We start from the raw sequence: 12,507 nt of genomic DNA, 5'->3' as shown, positions 1-12,507 counted from the left end.
TTTTAGTATTCGGGATGTACGAAATACGTGTCTCGAACGATGACAGCGGAACAACCCGACGGTGGTCTTTCGGCGGAGGCACAGCGCGTACTGGACGAGATAGACGAGGAGGGCGTGGAATTCCTACGGCTCCAGTTCACGGATATCCTCGGCACGGCGAAGAACGTCTCTATCCCTGCTGAGCAGGCAGAGAAGGCGTTCACCGAGGGCATCTACTTCGACGGCTCCTCCATTGAGGGGTTCGTTCGTATCCAGGAGTCGGACATGCGGTTGAAACCCGATCCGAGTACATACGCAGTGTTGCCGTGGCGGGACGGCCGCTCTGCCCGGCTCATCTGTGACGTTATCAATACCTCGACTGGTGAGCCGTTCGAGGGCGACCCGCGGCGGGTGCTAAAGAACGCCCTTGACCGGGCCCAAGAGCACGGCTTTACAGTCAACGTCGCGCCGGAGCCGGAGTTCTTCCTCTTCGAGGAAGACGAGGATGGCCGCGCGACAACGAAGACGAACGACGCGGGGGGGTACTTCGACATGGCGCCGAAGGACCTCGCCTCCGACGTGCGCCGGGACATTATCTACGGCCTTGAAGAGATGGGGCTGGACGTGGAGGCGTCCCACCACGAGGTGGCACAGGGGCAACACGAAATCAACTTCGAGTACGACGACGCGCTTTCGACGGCAGACAATGTCAATACATTCCGGACGGTGGTGCGCGCCATCGCAGCTCAGCATGACCTCCACGCGACGTTCATGCCCAAACCCATCCCGCGCATCAATGGCTCCGGGATGCACACCCACATTTCGCTGTTCACCGAGGACGGCGAGAACGCGTTCCATGACGAGGCCGATGAGTTCAACCTGAGTGAGACGGCCCACAGTTTCCTCGCAGGGGTTCTCGAGCACGCGCCCGCGCTCGCAGCCGTCACTGACCCAACGGTGAACTCCTACAAGCGGCTCGTCCCTGGCTACGAGGCGCCTGTCTACGTCGCCTGGTCCGACCGGAATCGCTCGGCACTCATCCGCAAGCCCGCCGCACGCGTCCCGGCGGCCTCCCGCATCGAGGCACGGTTCCCCGACCCGTCGTGTAACCCGTACCTCGCCTTTGCCGTGCTTATCCACGCCGGGCTCGACGGTATCGAGCAGGATCTCGAGTGTCCCGACCCAGTCCGGGAGAACATCTACGAGTTCGACGAACAGAAGCGGGAGGAGTACGGTATCGACACGCTCCCAACGAACCTCGGTGAGGCCGTCGACGCGCTCAAGAACGACGAGGTCGTCCTTGACGCACTTGGCCCCCACGTCAGCGAGAAGTTCATCGAAGCAAAGGAGTCCGAATTCGAGGACTACCTCGTCGACGTCTCTCAGTGGGAGCTGGACCGCTACCTCGAGAAGTTCTAACCGGCCAGTCAACCGCTTTTCTTTCGGCGCGACCGTGCTCAATGAGCCACGGTACCCACGAGCACCCTGCCTGCCCCTGCAATCCAGGTCACCCGCGGGTCAGTCGGGCCGCGACCAGTGGCCCGGAGAGCACTGCGGCAACAGCGAGCGCATTCGTAAGAAACCCGACTGCGGCCGTCTCGCCCGCGAGTCCGAACGTAAGGAGCGCCCCTCCGAGACCGAGGCCGACCAGTGTCGCGACGGCTCCTTCGCGGCGTGTGGTCGGTCCGACAGGGAGCCGGCCGCCGACGATTGTCCAGCCGATGCGGCCGCCAAGCGCCGCCCCCAGCGCTGCGGCCGTCTCGACGCCGAAATGAGTCGCGGCCGCCCCAAGCGCGACAAGCGTAGCCAGCGAGAAGGCTCGCTTCACCCGCTGCCCGCCGGTGAGTAGCCAGACGCCCGCGAGGTAGCCGCTCCCGACAACGACACCAGCGACGACATCACCAATATAGTGGACACCGATGACAACTCGGGAGAGTGCAACCAGCCCGACAATGCATGCAGCGGCGGCGTAACGTATGCGTCGCCGTCCGATTTTCAGCGCCAGCGCCGCGGCGCCGTAGATGGCGGCGCTCCCAGTCGCGTGGCCCGACGGGAGTGCGAACCCGTCGCCCGTTGCGGCCTCCTCCCACAGCGGCACGAGGAGGTCGGGAAGCCACACGAGTTCGCGGGCCTGACCGGCTCCTGGCGGGCGTGGATGTGCAAACAGCAGCTTCAACCACGCGGTGAGCGCGACAGCACCGACGGCAACGGCGACAACGAACGCGACCCGCTCGCGGCGCACCCCGGCGCCGACCCGCGGGAGCGCGTCCGCGAACGCGTACGCCACCACCAGCGCCGACAGATAAAACCACACATCACCCAACTGGGTCACGAGGACGAACACGACGAGGACCGCGTCCGGCACCTCGCGGAGCGCGGCGGTCACGCCGATGCCGTGGCTCATCCGTCTCGGAACTCCGAGAGCCAGTCACGGAATCGACCGGGAAGGCCGACTGCAGAGACACCGGCGCCGACAAGCACCATCAGCGCGTACAGCCCGAGTGTCGACAGCCAGACCACAAGCATCGCGAGTATCGCCCAGCCGCCCGATAGAAGGTAGAACGCGCCCAGCGTCATCACCGTCCCGTACAGGAGCACGAGGTACGGTCCCCAGCCGCGGGCCTTGCCGCGGCGGAGCCGCGCGCGGACGTATCGCTTCAGCTCGCGCTCAAGCCGCTCCCGCGGGACCGTCCGTTCGTCGACCCGCCGCTCCACCTCGGCGAGCTGTCGCCGGAGCGCCCGCAGTTCCGCGTCCGTGTCGTCGTCTGGCACGTCAGGAGGGATGGAGCCGCCGGATGATAAGCCCGGCTGGTTCGGGCTGGTCGCCTCGAGATCGGCTGTCCCGTCGAGCCGGTCGGCGAGCACCGCGTTGAGCACAACCCCCACGAGCAACACCAGCCCGCCAAAGTAGAGGAACGTGATGAGCAAGAGTACGCCGCCGAGGACGCCGTACGCCTCGTAACTGCCGGCCGCGCCGGCATACACCCGGAAGCCGACTTGGAGAGCAGTCCAGCCCAACGCGGCGAACACGGCGCCCGGCAGCGCCTCACCGATGCCAACGTCGCCACCCGAGAGAACGTAATAGAGCGGGAGGAATACGCAGACGAGCCCGATGAGCAAGCCAATCGACCCGAGGACGTTTGCGATATCGATGCCGACAATTACCCGATCAATGCGCGCCGTTGCAACGCCCAGCGCGATGGTGGCAGCGACGGCAAGCGCGACGCCGACAAGTGTAACGCCGCCGTCGCGGAGTTGGTTGAGGAACGTCTGGTCAGCGGCGGTGCCGTAGACCGTCGAGAAGGCGACATCGAGCCCGCGGAACAGCTTCAGTCCCGACCACAGCAGGACGAGCGTCCCGGCGACGGTAGCGCCGCCACGGCCGGCCGCGTTTCGGAGCGCGCTCTCGACGAGCGTCCCAGCCTCGGGACCAAGCGACGCCGCCGCCGTGCGCCCGAGTCGTGCCGCCAACGCTGGCCCACCGAAGACGCTTGCTGCCACCAGCGCTAACAACAGCAAGGGCAGCAGCGAGATGAATGCGTAGTAGGCGAGACTGGCAGCGATGAAGGTTATCCGGTCAGACTGGACTGCGACGACGACTGCCCGCACGACGCCGCCGAGCCGCGTTATGCGGCGGTTCACGTGCCCGGTTCGGCGACGGGCCACAAAAGGGACGGGGTCATATCACTGCGGTCTTGATTTCGGCGACCGACGCCGGCGTCTTGAACGTCGTCCCGCCGTAGTGGGTGCGCGAGGCGGGGTGGCCTGCCGCCCGGAGTCGGCCGAGGAACTCCTCCATCGCGACGGCTGATACGCCCCAGTTCCCCGATAGTTCGTGTTGGTCGTAGTGGGTTGGGTCGTGGCGTTCGTCAGCAAGTCGGTCACAGAGCCGCTTTGCCTTCGTCGCCTCGCCCATCGACTCGTCGACCCGCTCGCCGACTGCGGCCGCGAACGCACGGTCGTGGGTCGCCCCGAGCCACAGCGGCCCGGCCGTTGTCGTCCCGGTCCCGCAGTTGGGACACGAGTCCGTTGGGGCAGCGATGAGCCCGCGCTCGTGGTCGCGCCAGTAGCAGTCGCGGCACCAGTCGACGTAGCCAAGCTCGCCGATGCGCTCGTCGGCCGCCTGTGCGCCCGACGTCACCGCGAGGTACGTGCGAACGTAGTGGCTCGTCGCATGGGTGAACACTGGCGTTGCGGCCACGTCGTAGCGAGCGGCTGCCCGGATGCACGCCGACAGTAGCACGCGCACGCCCATCTCCGGGTGGAACTCTGTGTTCCGGGGGACGGTGGCATATTTGCGGACACCGCTCTCGAAGTGGGCACCACACAGTGGTGCGGTGTCGGTGGCGGTCACACAGAGCAGCTCTGTCGTTCCGTTGAACGCCGCGTCGAGGAACGGTGCCGGCGTGCCGAACGGATCGAGATCGACCACATTGTAGTGGTGTTGGTAGAGGTGCGGCTTGGCGTCGACCTGTTCGCAGTTGCCGTCAAGCCCGTTTCGTTCGAGGTTCTCCGCTGCCAGCTTGACTGCCGTCTCATCCACGTCGGTGCACGTCACATCCCACCCCTCGGCGGCGGCTCGCACCCCCCTGACGCCGGAGGCGCACGTCGCATCGAGATACGTTCCCCGTCGGCCGCCACCGTCTTCGTACCCTCGGTCGGCCCACGTCCGGAGAACGGCGACAGTAAGATCGCGGTTGAGTTCCTGCGCAGGATTAAAAAACACCCCCTCGCCAGCCCCTTCGCTGGCGCCGTGCCGGACCTCCGGCACTGTTAACCGTACGCCTCCTTCCGTCAGTTCCATACACCACGTCGCGCATGGCCGGCGAAAAGCCATACGGATACCGTCCCGGATGGCGTCGGCCCCTGCAGTCACCGAACCCTTTTGCACCGGCCCCGAGAATCGGCGTCCGTGAACGCGGTCGAGGAGTGGCAGACCGCCCTTGCGGAGGCGGGCGAACTCACCCCCGAGATAGTCGACCGTATCCTCGCCACTCACGGCGAACGGGGCGCCCGCGCAATCGAGGCCGTCGCCGAAGAGCGAGTGAAAGAGTACAACGACTTCACCGTCGTCGTCGGCCACTCTGAGGAGCACGTCGTCGAGGACGGCGCTTGCCGGTGTCGTGACGCCCAGTACAACCTCGATGACGACGACCCGACTGAGCGGTGCTGGCACGCCATCGCGGTGGCCGTCGCCCAACGAGTCGATCGGGTCGACCGTCACGATATGTGGTACTCCGAGGTACGAGAGTTCCTCTGAGTGCCCCTCACAACTGATATTGTGGGCTTTCTCCGCGCTATCACTGCAGCTGTCCGCCGTCGGCCGACGGTGTGACCGGCCGAACTGCGGCGCTTCTCACTCGCGCAGATGCGACTCGGATGTGCGGCGTTCAGGAAACATATCGTCGCTGAACTATCCGAGCGCGAGCACCCGATTGGCGCTCGTCTCCGTCGCCGTCGCTGTCGATGTGGTCGTCGTCAGGTCGGCACGCAGTTCCGACTCGCTGTCCTCATACTTGACCGTCACCTCGAGTTCCTCGGCGTCCTCGGCCACCGCGAATGTCACCTCGCCGTTCGCGTCGGTCGTGTACGTCTCGCCACCGGCCTCGACGGTCGCGCCCTCAACGGCGGAGCCGTTCTGAGTCACGCGGACGGTGACGTTCTCGCCGGCGGTCACGTTGCCGACGAACGTCGCGTTCAGCGCGGCCGCCTCCTCGCCGTCCGTCTCGTCGTCCTGTTGTTCGTCGATTTTATTGATGGGCACATCCGTGCCGGACTCGCCGACGACTGGCTTGATGTTATATGCGCCCGACTTGCCCCGCTTCACGACCGTGATATCGTAGACGAACTCGACGGTGGCGTTCGCCTCGACGCTAAACGGCTGGTTCAGCTGGAGCTTCTCGGAGGGAAGCTTCACCTCGGCGCTCTCTCCGCTCGTGAGCGTCCCGTTCACCTCGCTCACGCTCACGTACACCTTCGAGTAGTTGCCGGCGGGGAGGTCGTACGTCTCAAGTAGTGTCGCGTTCGCGCCTTGGAGGCGAGTGAGATCGACCGTCCGGTTGTCGACGTTGTACGTCGTCCAGTTGCCGGACTCGCCGCCCCGCTGGAAGCCGACCTTCGAGACCGTCACGTTCAGATGCTTGAAATCGTCAATCGCATTCTGTTCGTCGCTCAGATAGAAGGCGACCGACCCCTGTGTCTCCGTTTCGGCGCCCCCATCGCTCCCGTCGCGTGCGGAGGCGCCAGCGCGGGCGTCAACCTCGTTAATCTCGACGTCCGTACCAGACTCGCTGGCGACCGGCCGGATGACATACATGCCGGAGCCGCCTGCCTTCGTCACCATGATGTCGTAGACGAAGTCGATATCTCCGCCGTCACCGACGGTGAAGTTCTGGTTGAGCTGGAGCCGCTCGGAGGGAAGCTTCACCTCGGCGGAGCCCCCGCTCTCGAGTTGGCCGTCGATCTCGCCTACAGAGAGGAACACCCTCTCGTAGTCGCCGCTCTCAAGCTCGTACTGCTCGACGAGCGAAGCATTTGCTCCCTCAAGCTTGGTGAGGTCAAACGTCGCGTTTGCCTGCTTTGTCGTCTGGTTCCCGTCTGCCCGCACGAACGTTACCTCGGTGACAGTAACGTTCAGATGTTCGAAATCCTCGAGGGCGCCGGGCTGGTCGCTCACGTAGAAGTTGACCGTTCCCGTGCCGCTGGCTGGGTCGACGCCGGTCGAACAGCCCGCGAGCGCGAGCAGTCCGGCCAGCAGTACCGCTGCAACTGTCTGTCTCATGGGAGTGAAGCGAGGTGTCTCGATGGCATAAAGGGGGGACGCCGTTCCGAACCGTTCGCGGGTGCTCACGGGCGTGAACGGTCTGAACGGTTCCGATAGCCGTTTACGCGGCCGACCGCTTCTCCCAACGATGACGCTCTCCGTGACCTTTCTCGGGACGAGCGGCGCCGTCCCTACGCCGGCCCGTAACACCAGCGCCGTGTTCGTCCGCCGGGAAGGCGATCGTCTCCTCTTTGACTGCGGCGAGGGGACCCAGCGACAGATGATGCGCTTCTCGACGGGGTTTGCCGTCTCGCACGTCTTCCTGACGCACACCCATGGCGATCACGTGCTCGGGCTCCCCGGTCTGCTCCAGTCGTGGGACTTCAACGACCGTGAGGCGCCTGTCGCGATCCACACCCCGAACGGCACCCGGCAGACGGTACGGAACCTTGCAAGCGCTACCGGCGCCAGCCCCTCCTACCCAGTCCGCATCAACGAAGTAGGCCCCGGGGATATCGCGCTGGACGCCGACGGCTACGAAGTCCGGGCATTCCACACGGACCACCGCACCCGGTCGGTTGGCTACGCACTCGTTGAGGCTGACCGGAAGGGGCGGTTCGACCGTGAGCGGGCTGAAGAACTCGGTGTGCCTGTCGGCCCAAAATTTTCCCGGCTCCACGACGGCGAGTCGGTCGAACTCGAGGATGGTACTGTTGTCCACCCGGACCAAGTGGTCGGCGACCCCCGGCCGGGCCGCCGTGTCGTCTACACTGGCGACACCCGCCCGACGGGCGCTACTGTTGAGGCCGCAACGGACGCGGATCTGCTCGTCCACGACGCCACCTTCATGACCGACCGCGAGGAGCGGGCCAGCAAGACTGGCCACTCGACGGCCGTGCAGGCGGCCGAAATTGCCAACCGCGCGGGCGCGAAACGGCTCGCGTTCATCCACGTCTCCTCGCGGTACGCCGGCCGCGAGGGCGATCTTGAAGCGGAGGGGGCAGCCGTCTTCGAAGGCGATGCATTCCTTCCCGACGACGGCGATGCCATTGACGTGCCGTACCCCGAAACCTGACGGCTGGGCAAGAAACTTATCAGCCGCAGCGACCAACCAGTAGCTGTGAGCACCCGCACGACTGCGCTTGACGCCCTCGTGTTCGGCGTCGACGTGCAGAGCGGCGATGTCCGGGGGGATGCTCCCTCGTATGCTGTGGTTGCCTTCGACGGCGAACGGGTCGACCGCGACGTCGTCTCCCACCGGAAGCTCCGGCGGCTTATCGACCGCGAGGAGCCCGATATCCTTGCGACGGACAACGTCTACGAACTCGCCGAGGACAAGGACGCACTCGTGCGATTTCTCGAGGAACTCCCCGCGGCAACGACGCTCGTGCAGGTAACTGGCGCTGAGCAGCCAGAACCGCTCTCGCGAGTGGCCCGGCGACACGGTGTTCCATACGGCAAAAAACCCATGAAGGAGGCGGAGGCGGCTGCCCGCCTCGCGGCCGCGAACGTCGGTCAGGAGGTGTCGGCGTTCGCCGACACAACCCGTGTAAAGGTGTCGCGAGGCCGCTCGACCGGTAGCGGCGGCTGGAGCCAGGACCGCTACACCCGCCGTATCCACGGCAACGTCCGCAAGCGTGCCCGCGAGGTGGAGGCACAACTCGAAGCAGCCGGACTCACCTTCGAGCAGGAGGCCACCGAGAAGTACGGCGGCTACTCGCAGGCCGTCTTCACCGTCGAAGCACCGCCTACGGACATTCCCGTTTCTGCGGAGCGGAGCGGTGACGTCCGCGTCGAGATTGACCGCGAACGACACGACGGCATCGAGTTCTCGCCGCTCGTCCACCGGCGTGATCATGTGCTCGTCGGCATCGACCCTGGGACGACAACGGCCGTCGCGCTGGTTGATCTCGATGGTACGCCGCTTGATGTCTACTCGACGCGGACAGACGATACCGCCGCGGTGACAGAGTGGATTATCGAGCGAGGCCGCCCGCTGCTGGTGGCCGCAGATGTCGAGCCGATGCCCGAGACGGTGGAGCAGTTCCGCCGCTCGTTCGACGCCGCGGGCTGGGTGCCGCCGACAGATCTTCCCGTTGACGAAAAGAAACACCGCACCCGCGAGACGACGTACGACAACGACCACGAGCGGGACGCGCTGGCGGCGGCTCTGTCGGCATTCGACGCCCACGCTGACCAGTTCGAGCGCATCGCGCGCAAAATACCTCCACAGTTCGACCGCGGCGAGGTGACCGCGGCTGTGCTTCGCGAGGAGGAATCCGTCGAGACGGTGCTCGACCGGATGGTTGTCGACGACGGCGACGACGAAGAGGAGACGGAGCCGCAGGCTCGCGAGCTTACCGCCGAAGAGAAGGAGATACGCCGGCTCCGCGAGCGCGTCGATCGGCTGGAGTCGCATGTTTCGGATCTTGAAGCGACCGTCGAGGAGAAAGACGCTGAAATCGAAGAGTATGAAGCGGAGCTGTCGGCCGCCCGCCGAGAGGAGCGTCGCGAGGCCCGCGAACGCCGTGAAGTGACCCGGCTCCGTCGCGAAAACGAGCGGCTTGAGGCGGAACTCGCCGACCAGCGCGAGGAGACTGAAGCCGTCGAGGCGAAGCTGGCCGAGCTGAAACGGCTCTGGAAGCTCGACCACTCCAACTTCGCCGATGTTGCCGGCGGGGAGACGGACCTTGTCCCGGTGAAGCCCGTCGAACAATTCACGACGAACGCCATTGAGGCGGCCGACGAGGCGTTTGGGCTCGCCGAGGGCGATGTCGTCCTGCTGCGTGACGCATCGGGCGCGGGCCGGTCCTCGGCTGAGCGGCTCGCGGCCGTTGAGCCGCGGGTCATCCTGAAGGACGGCACGCTTCCTGAGCAGGCGCGCGAGGTGCTCCACGAGCACGAAGTGCCGTACGGTCCCAGCGAGGACGTGACAATCCGCGAGATTGACGAACTGGCGGTTGCAGAGGAAGCGGCCATTGAGGCCGTCGTCGCCGACTGGAAAGAGCGGGCCGCCGAGCGCGAACAGGAGCGGACGGAGTCGATGGTCGACGAACTCATCAGCGAGCACCGCGCCGAGCGGAAGAAAGAACAGCGTGGAGACTGACGCCCGTAGCTCGAAGAGTTATACGTCACGACGCGCAAACCCCGGATATGAGCGATAACGAGGGACGCCAAGACCTCCGTATGCCGGATGACGACGAGGTGTTCGCCGTCGTCACGGAGATGCTCGGTGCGAACCGCGTGAAAGTACGGTGTATGGATGGCACCGAACGGACCGCGCGCATCCCCGGCCGGATGCAGAAACGGGTGTGGATACGTGAAGATGACGTCGTGCTTATCGAGCCGTGGGACTGGCAGGACGAGAAGGGCGACGTGACGTGGCGCTACGAGAAGAGCGAGGCCGACCAGCTCCGCGAGGAAGGACACATCCAGGCATGACCGGGCGGCCCGCATGAGCGAGTTCGACCTCGTCGACGAGGCCGATGTTCCCGGCGACGAGTGGGAGTCGCTCGATGTCTCCGACGATGAGGCCGACCGCATCGCCCGCCGACAGGACCGCGAGTTTCTGGAGTTCCGCAAGCGCATCAAAGACACGGAGCAGTTCAAGGTCACCGACTCCGTCTTCGATGACGCGACACTGGGTGCACTTTACAAGCTCGTCCAAGACGGACACGTGGCGGCCTTCGGCGGCCCGCTCTCGACGGGGAAGGAGGCGAACGTCTACCTTGCGGAAAATGACGATGGCGGCGACCTCGCGGTGAAGATCTATCGCATCAACGCCTCCGATTTCCGGGCGATGCGGGAGTACCTCGACGGTGATCCACGGTTCGAGGGAATCGGCTCGGACAAGAAGAAGGTAGTCGTCGCGTGGACGAAAAAAGAGTTCGCTAACCTCCGGCGGGCACAGGCCGCTGGCGTGCGAGTGCCGGCACCGGTCGCTGTCCAGCGGAACGTGCTCGTGATGGAGTTTCTCGGCCACGTAGGCCAGCGAGCCCGCCGGCTCAACGAGGTGGACGTCGAGAATCCCGAGACGGCCTTCGAGGTGGTCCGCGAGTACATGCGCCGGCTCTACCGTGCCGGTCTCATCCACGGCGATCTCTCGGAGTACAACGTCGTCGTCCACGATGACGCTCTCTACCTGCTTGATTTGGGACAGGCCGTCACTGTCCACCACCCGAACAGCCGAGAGTTCCTTGAGCGGGACTGCGAGAACGTCGCGGCGTTCTTCACCAGACAGGGATACGACGCGGCAGGTGAGGAGCTGCTGGAGTACGTCACCGAGCCGGAGCCAGAGCCGTAGGGAGAGTCGCTTTTGACCGTGGGGGGACACGTCGGCGTATGAGCGAGCTCACCGTCGAGCGTCGGCCGGCAGAGGAGGTGTTCGGCCTGTTGGGCAACGAACTCCGCGTCGATATTCTGCGCGCACTTGCCGACGGCGACGGGCTGTCGTTCTCACAGCTCCGCGACCGAGTCGGCGAGCCAGACTCGGGGAAATTCAACTATCATCTTAGACAGCTTCTCGGGACTTTCGTCCGTGACGGAGAGGCTGGCTACGAGTTGACGCTAGCAGGCGAGCGGATTGTCGGGGCGGTTATCGCTGGCACCTACACGGCCGACGCGGCACTGCCGGCGGTGGCCGTCGACGACCCGTGTCCTGTCTGTGGGGTCGCAGAGCTGTACGCCAGCTATGAAGATGAGCGAGCGCGCGTGGTCTGCCGAGCTTGCGACGAGTGGCAGAACACGTTCCCATTTCCGCCAGGAACGCTCGACCAGTATGACCCGGCGGAGCTACCAGCGGCGTTCGACCGCTGGATGCGGGCGCAGTTCGAGCAGGTGACCGCCGGCTTCTGCACGAACTGCGCCGGTCGGCTAACCGGCGAGCTCGAACCAGAAGACGCCCCGCCGACAGTTGTGTACCGCTGCGACCGGTGTGGCGACACCGTCCGGGCGGCCGTCGCGATGCCCGTGCTCTTTCACCCGGCAACCCGTGGGTTTCTCTACGACCACGGCGTCGACCCGAGTACGACTCCCTCTTGGCGACTCCTCACATGGGATGACCTCGAGCAGAGCGCAGACGCTGAGGGGGCGCTCGTCCGGCTCAGCCTCGATGGCGAGATGCTGTCCGGCCGGCTTGACGCCGCTGGCCAGGTGACATCCGTGGAGCGGGAAGGGACTGCCAACGCCCATTAGGCTGGCGCCGAACCGCCGGTATGAAGCTGAGACCGGCGACGCCGGCGGACGCCGACGCGATTCGGGCGGTCGCAGACGCCGCGTGGTGGGACGTCTACCCGGGCGTGCTCGGGCCCGACCGTGTCGAGACGGCGCTCGACCGGCTGTACGACCCCGATTTCCTCCGCGAGGTGCTCGCGGATGGTGAAGAGCTGTTGTTTGTCGTCGCCGAGCGCGGCGGCGAAGTTGTCGGGTTCGCCTCTGCGGCCCAGACGTTTGCCGACGAAGTGGAGTTGTACACGCTGTACGTCCACCCCGACCACCAGCAGGAGGGCGTCGGTACGGCGCTGCTGGCTTCGGTGGCCGACTCGGCCGATGAGGCCGGCGCCGGCCGGCTCCGCGCGGGCGTGCTCTCGGGCAACCACGTCGCGCGAGCCTTCTTTGAGGGACACGGCTTTGAGCGCGTCGAGACAGTCCAGACAGAGGTGGGTGGCGAGACCCACCCAGAGGACATCCTCGAGTCCCCTGTTGCGACTGTTCAGACTGTTCACGACGGGGAATCGGCCTAAAGCGTCCGAACGGCCGGTCCCGTT

At 65.5% G+C, this 12,507-nt stretch carries 12 protein-coding genes; 8 read left to right on the top strand and 4 right to left on the bottom strand.

What is annotated here, in order from left to right; genetic code table 11:
- Window positions 1-39 precede the first annotated feature (39 nt).
- Complete coding sequence (gene glnA / locus ABEJ63_RS10240; RefSeq protein WP_375796271.1) at window positions 40-1,398, top strand: type I glutamate--ammonia ligase; 1,359 nt, start codon at window positions 40-42, stop codon at window positions 1,396-1,398.
- A gap of 88 nt (window positions 1,399-1,486) precedes the next feature.
- Here glnA and ABEJ63_RS10235 read toward each other — a convergent pair whose 3' ends face one another.
- Genes ABEJ63_RS10235 through ABEJ63_RS10225 form a run of 3 tightly spaced genes read right to left on the bottom strand, consistent with a single transcriptional unit; the run spans window position 1,487 to window position 4,783 of the window.
- The gene (locus ABEJ63_RS10235) at window positions 1,487-2,383 is read right to left on the bottom strand and encodes a phosphatase PAP2 family protein (RefSeq protein WP_375796270.1); all 897 of its coding nucleotides are present in this window, start codon (window positions 2,381-2,383) and stop codon (window positions 1,487-1,489) included.
- Complete coding sequence (locus ABEJ63_RS10230) at window positions 2,380-3,621, bottom strand: YihY/virulence factor BrkB family protein (protein WP_375796269.1); 1,242 nt, start codon at window positions 3,619-3,621, stop codon at window positions 2,380-2,382. The genes ABEJ63_RS10235 and ABEJ63_RS10230 overlap by 4 nt, the downstream gene beginning before the upstream one ends.
- A gap of 37 nt (window positions 3,622-3,658) precedes the next feature.
- Window positions 3,659-4,783 carry a tRNA (guanine(26)-N(2))-dimethyltransferase gene (locus tag ABEJ63_RS10225; protein WP_375796268.1) on the bottom strand — a complete coding sequence of 375 codons (1,125 nt, stop codon included), beginning with the start codon at window positions 4,781-4,783 and terminating at the stop codon, window positions 3,659-3,661.
- A gap of 108 nt (window positions 4,784-4,891) precedes the next feature.
- Here ABEJ63_RS10225 and ABEJ63_RS10220 point away from each other — a divergent pair, with 108 nt between their 5' ends.
- Window positions 4,892-5,239, top strand: a complete 348-nt coding sequence (locus ABEJ63_RS10220; protein ID WP_375796267.1) for a hypothetical protein — start codon at window positions 4,892-4,894, stop codon at window positions 5,237-5,239.
- Window positions 5,240-5,392: 153 nt separating this feature from the next.
- On the opposite strand, the gene ABEJ63_RS10215 is transcribed toward ABEJ63_RS10220, so the two are convergent.
- Window positions 5,393-6,760, bottom strand: coding sequence for a DUF4382 domain-containing protein (locus ABEJ63_RS10215; RefSeq protein WP_375796266.1), 1,368 nt, complete (start codon window positions 6,758-6,760; stop codon window positions 5,393-5,395).
- A 130-nt stretch (window positions 6,761-6,890) separates the two neighbouring features.
- On the opposite strand from ABEJ63_RS10215, the gene rnz reads away from it, so the two are divergent.
- From rnz to ABEJ63_RS10185, 6 genes are read left to right on the top strand one after another with little or no spacing between them, the layout of a single operon-like run.
- Window positions 6,891-7,817 carry a ribonuclease Z gene (rnz, locus tag ABEJ63_RS10210; protein ID WP_375796265.1) on the top strand — a complete coding sequence of 309 codons (927 nt, stop codon included), beginning with the start codon at window positions 6,891-6,893 and terminating at the stop codon, window positions 7,815-7,817.
- 45 nt (window positions 7,818-7,862) lie between these two features.
- Entirely contained in the window at window positions 7,863-9,848 is a 1,986-nt protein-coding gene (locus ABEJ63_RS10205) for a DUF460 domain-containing protein (RefSeq protein ID WP_375796264.1), read from the top strand.
- Window positions 9,849-9,895: 47 nt separating this feature from the next.
- Window positions 9,896-10,183 carry a translation initiation factor eIF-1A gene (gene eif1A, locus ABEJ63_RS10200; RefSeq protein WP_375796263.1) on the top strand — a complete coding sequence of 96 codons (288 nt, stop codon included), beginning with the start codon at window positions 9,896-9,898 and terminating at the stop codon, window positions 10,181-10,183.
- Between the two features lie 13 nt (window positions 10,184-10,196).
- Window positions 10,197-11,045, top strand: a complete 849-nt coding sequence (rio1, locus tag ABEJ63_RS10195; protein WP_375796262.1) for a serine/threonine-protein kinase Rio1 — start codon at window positions 10,197-10,199, stop codon at window positions 11,043-11,045.
- A 38-nt stretch (window positions 11,046-11,083) separates the two neighbouring features.
- Window positions 11,084-11,935, top strand: a complete 852-nt coding sequence (locus ABEJ63_RS10190) for a winged helix-turn-helix domain-containing protein (protein ID WP_375796261.1) — start codon at window positions 11,084-11,086, stop codon at window positions 11,933-11,935.
- A 20-nt stretch (window positions 11,936-11,955) separates the two neighbouring features.
- Window positions 11,956-12,483: a GNAT family N-acetyltransferase gene (locus ABEJ63_RS10185; RefSeq protein ID WP_375796260.1), complete on the top strand. Its 528-nt coding sequence runs from the start codon at window positions 11,956-11,958 to the stop codon at window positions 12,481-12,483.
- The last annotated feature ends 24 nt before the right edge of the window (window positions 12,484-12,507 follow it).

The organism is Halosegnis sp., assembly GCF_042216475.1.
Lineage (GTDB): Archaea > Halobacteriota > Halobacteria > Halobacteriales > Haloarculaceae > Halosegnis.
The sequence above is the reverse complement of the archived record's forward strand: the minus strand, read 5'-3'. Positions and strand labels throughout refer to the sequence as shown.

What these genes read in the sequence shown, in the direction of transcription:
- ABEJ63_RS10235 (WP_375796270.1), bottom strand. Translation starts at nt 2,383, where the DNA reads ATGAGCCACGGCATCGGCGTGACCGCCGCGCTCCGCGAGGTGCCGGAC.
- ABEJ63_RS10225 (WP_375796268.1), bottom strand. Translation starts at nt 4,783, where the DNA reads ATGGAACTGACGGAAGGAGGCGTACGGTTAACAGTGCCGGAGGTCCGG.
- rio1 (WP_375796262.1), top strand. Translation starts at nt 10,197, where the DNA reads ATGAGCGAGTTCGACCTCGTCGACGAGGCCGATGTTCCCGGCGACGAG.
- ABEJ63_RS10215 (WP_375796266.1), bottom strand. Translation starts at nt 6,760, where the DNA reads ATGAGACAGACAGTTGCAGCGGTACTGCTGGCCGGACTGCTCGCGCTC.
- glnA (WP_375796271.1), top strand. Translation starts at nt 40, where the DNA reads ATGACAGCGGAACAACCCGACGGTGGTCTTTCGGCGGAGGCACAGCGC.
- ABEJ63_RS10185 (WP_375796260.1), top strand. Translation starts at nt 11,956, where the DNA reads ATGAAGCTGAGACCGGCGACGCCGGCGGACGCCGACGCGATTCGGGCG.
- ABEJ63_RS10190 (WP_375796261.1), top strand. Translation starts at nt 11,084, where the DNA reads ATGAGCGAGCTCACCGTCGAGCGTCGGCCGGCAGAGGAGGTGTTCGGC.
- rnz (WP_375796265.1), top strand. Translation starts at nt 6,891, where the DNA reads ATGACGCTCTCCGTGACCTTTCTCGGGACGAGCGGCGCCGTCCCTACG.
- eif1A (WP_375796263.1), top strand. Translation starts at nt 9,896, where the DNA reads ATGAGCGATAACGAGGGACGCCAAGACCTCCGTATGCCGGATGACGAC.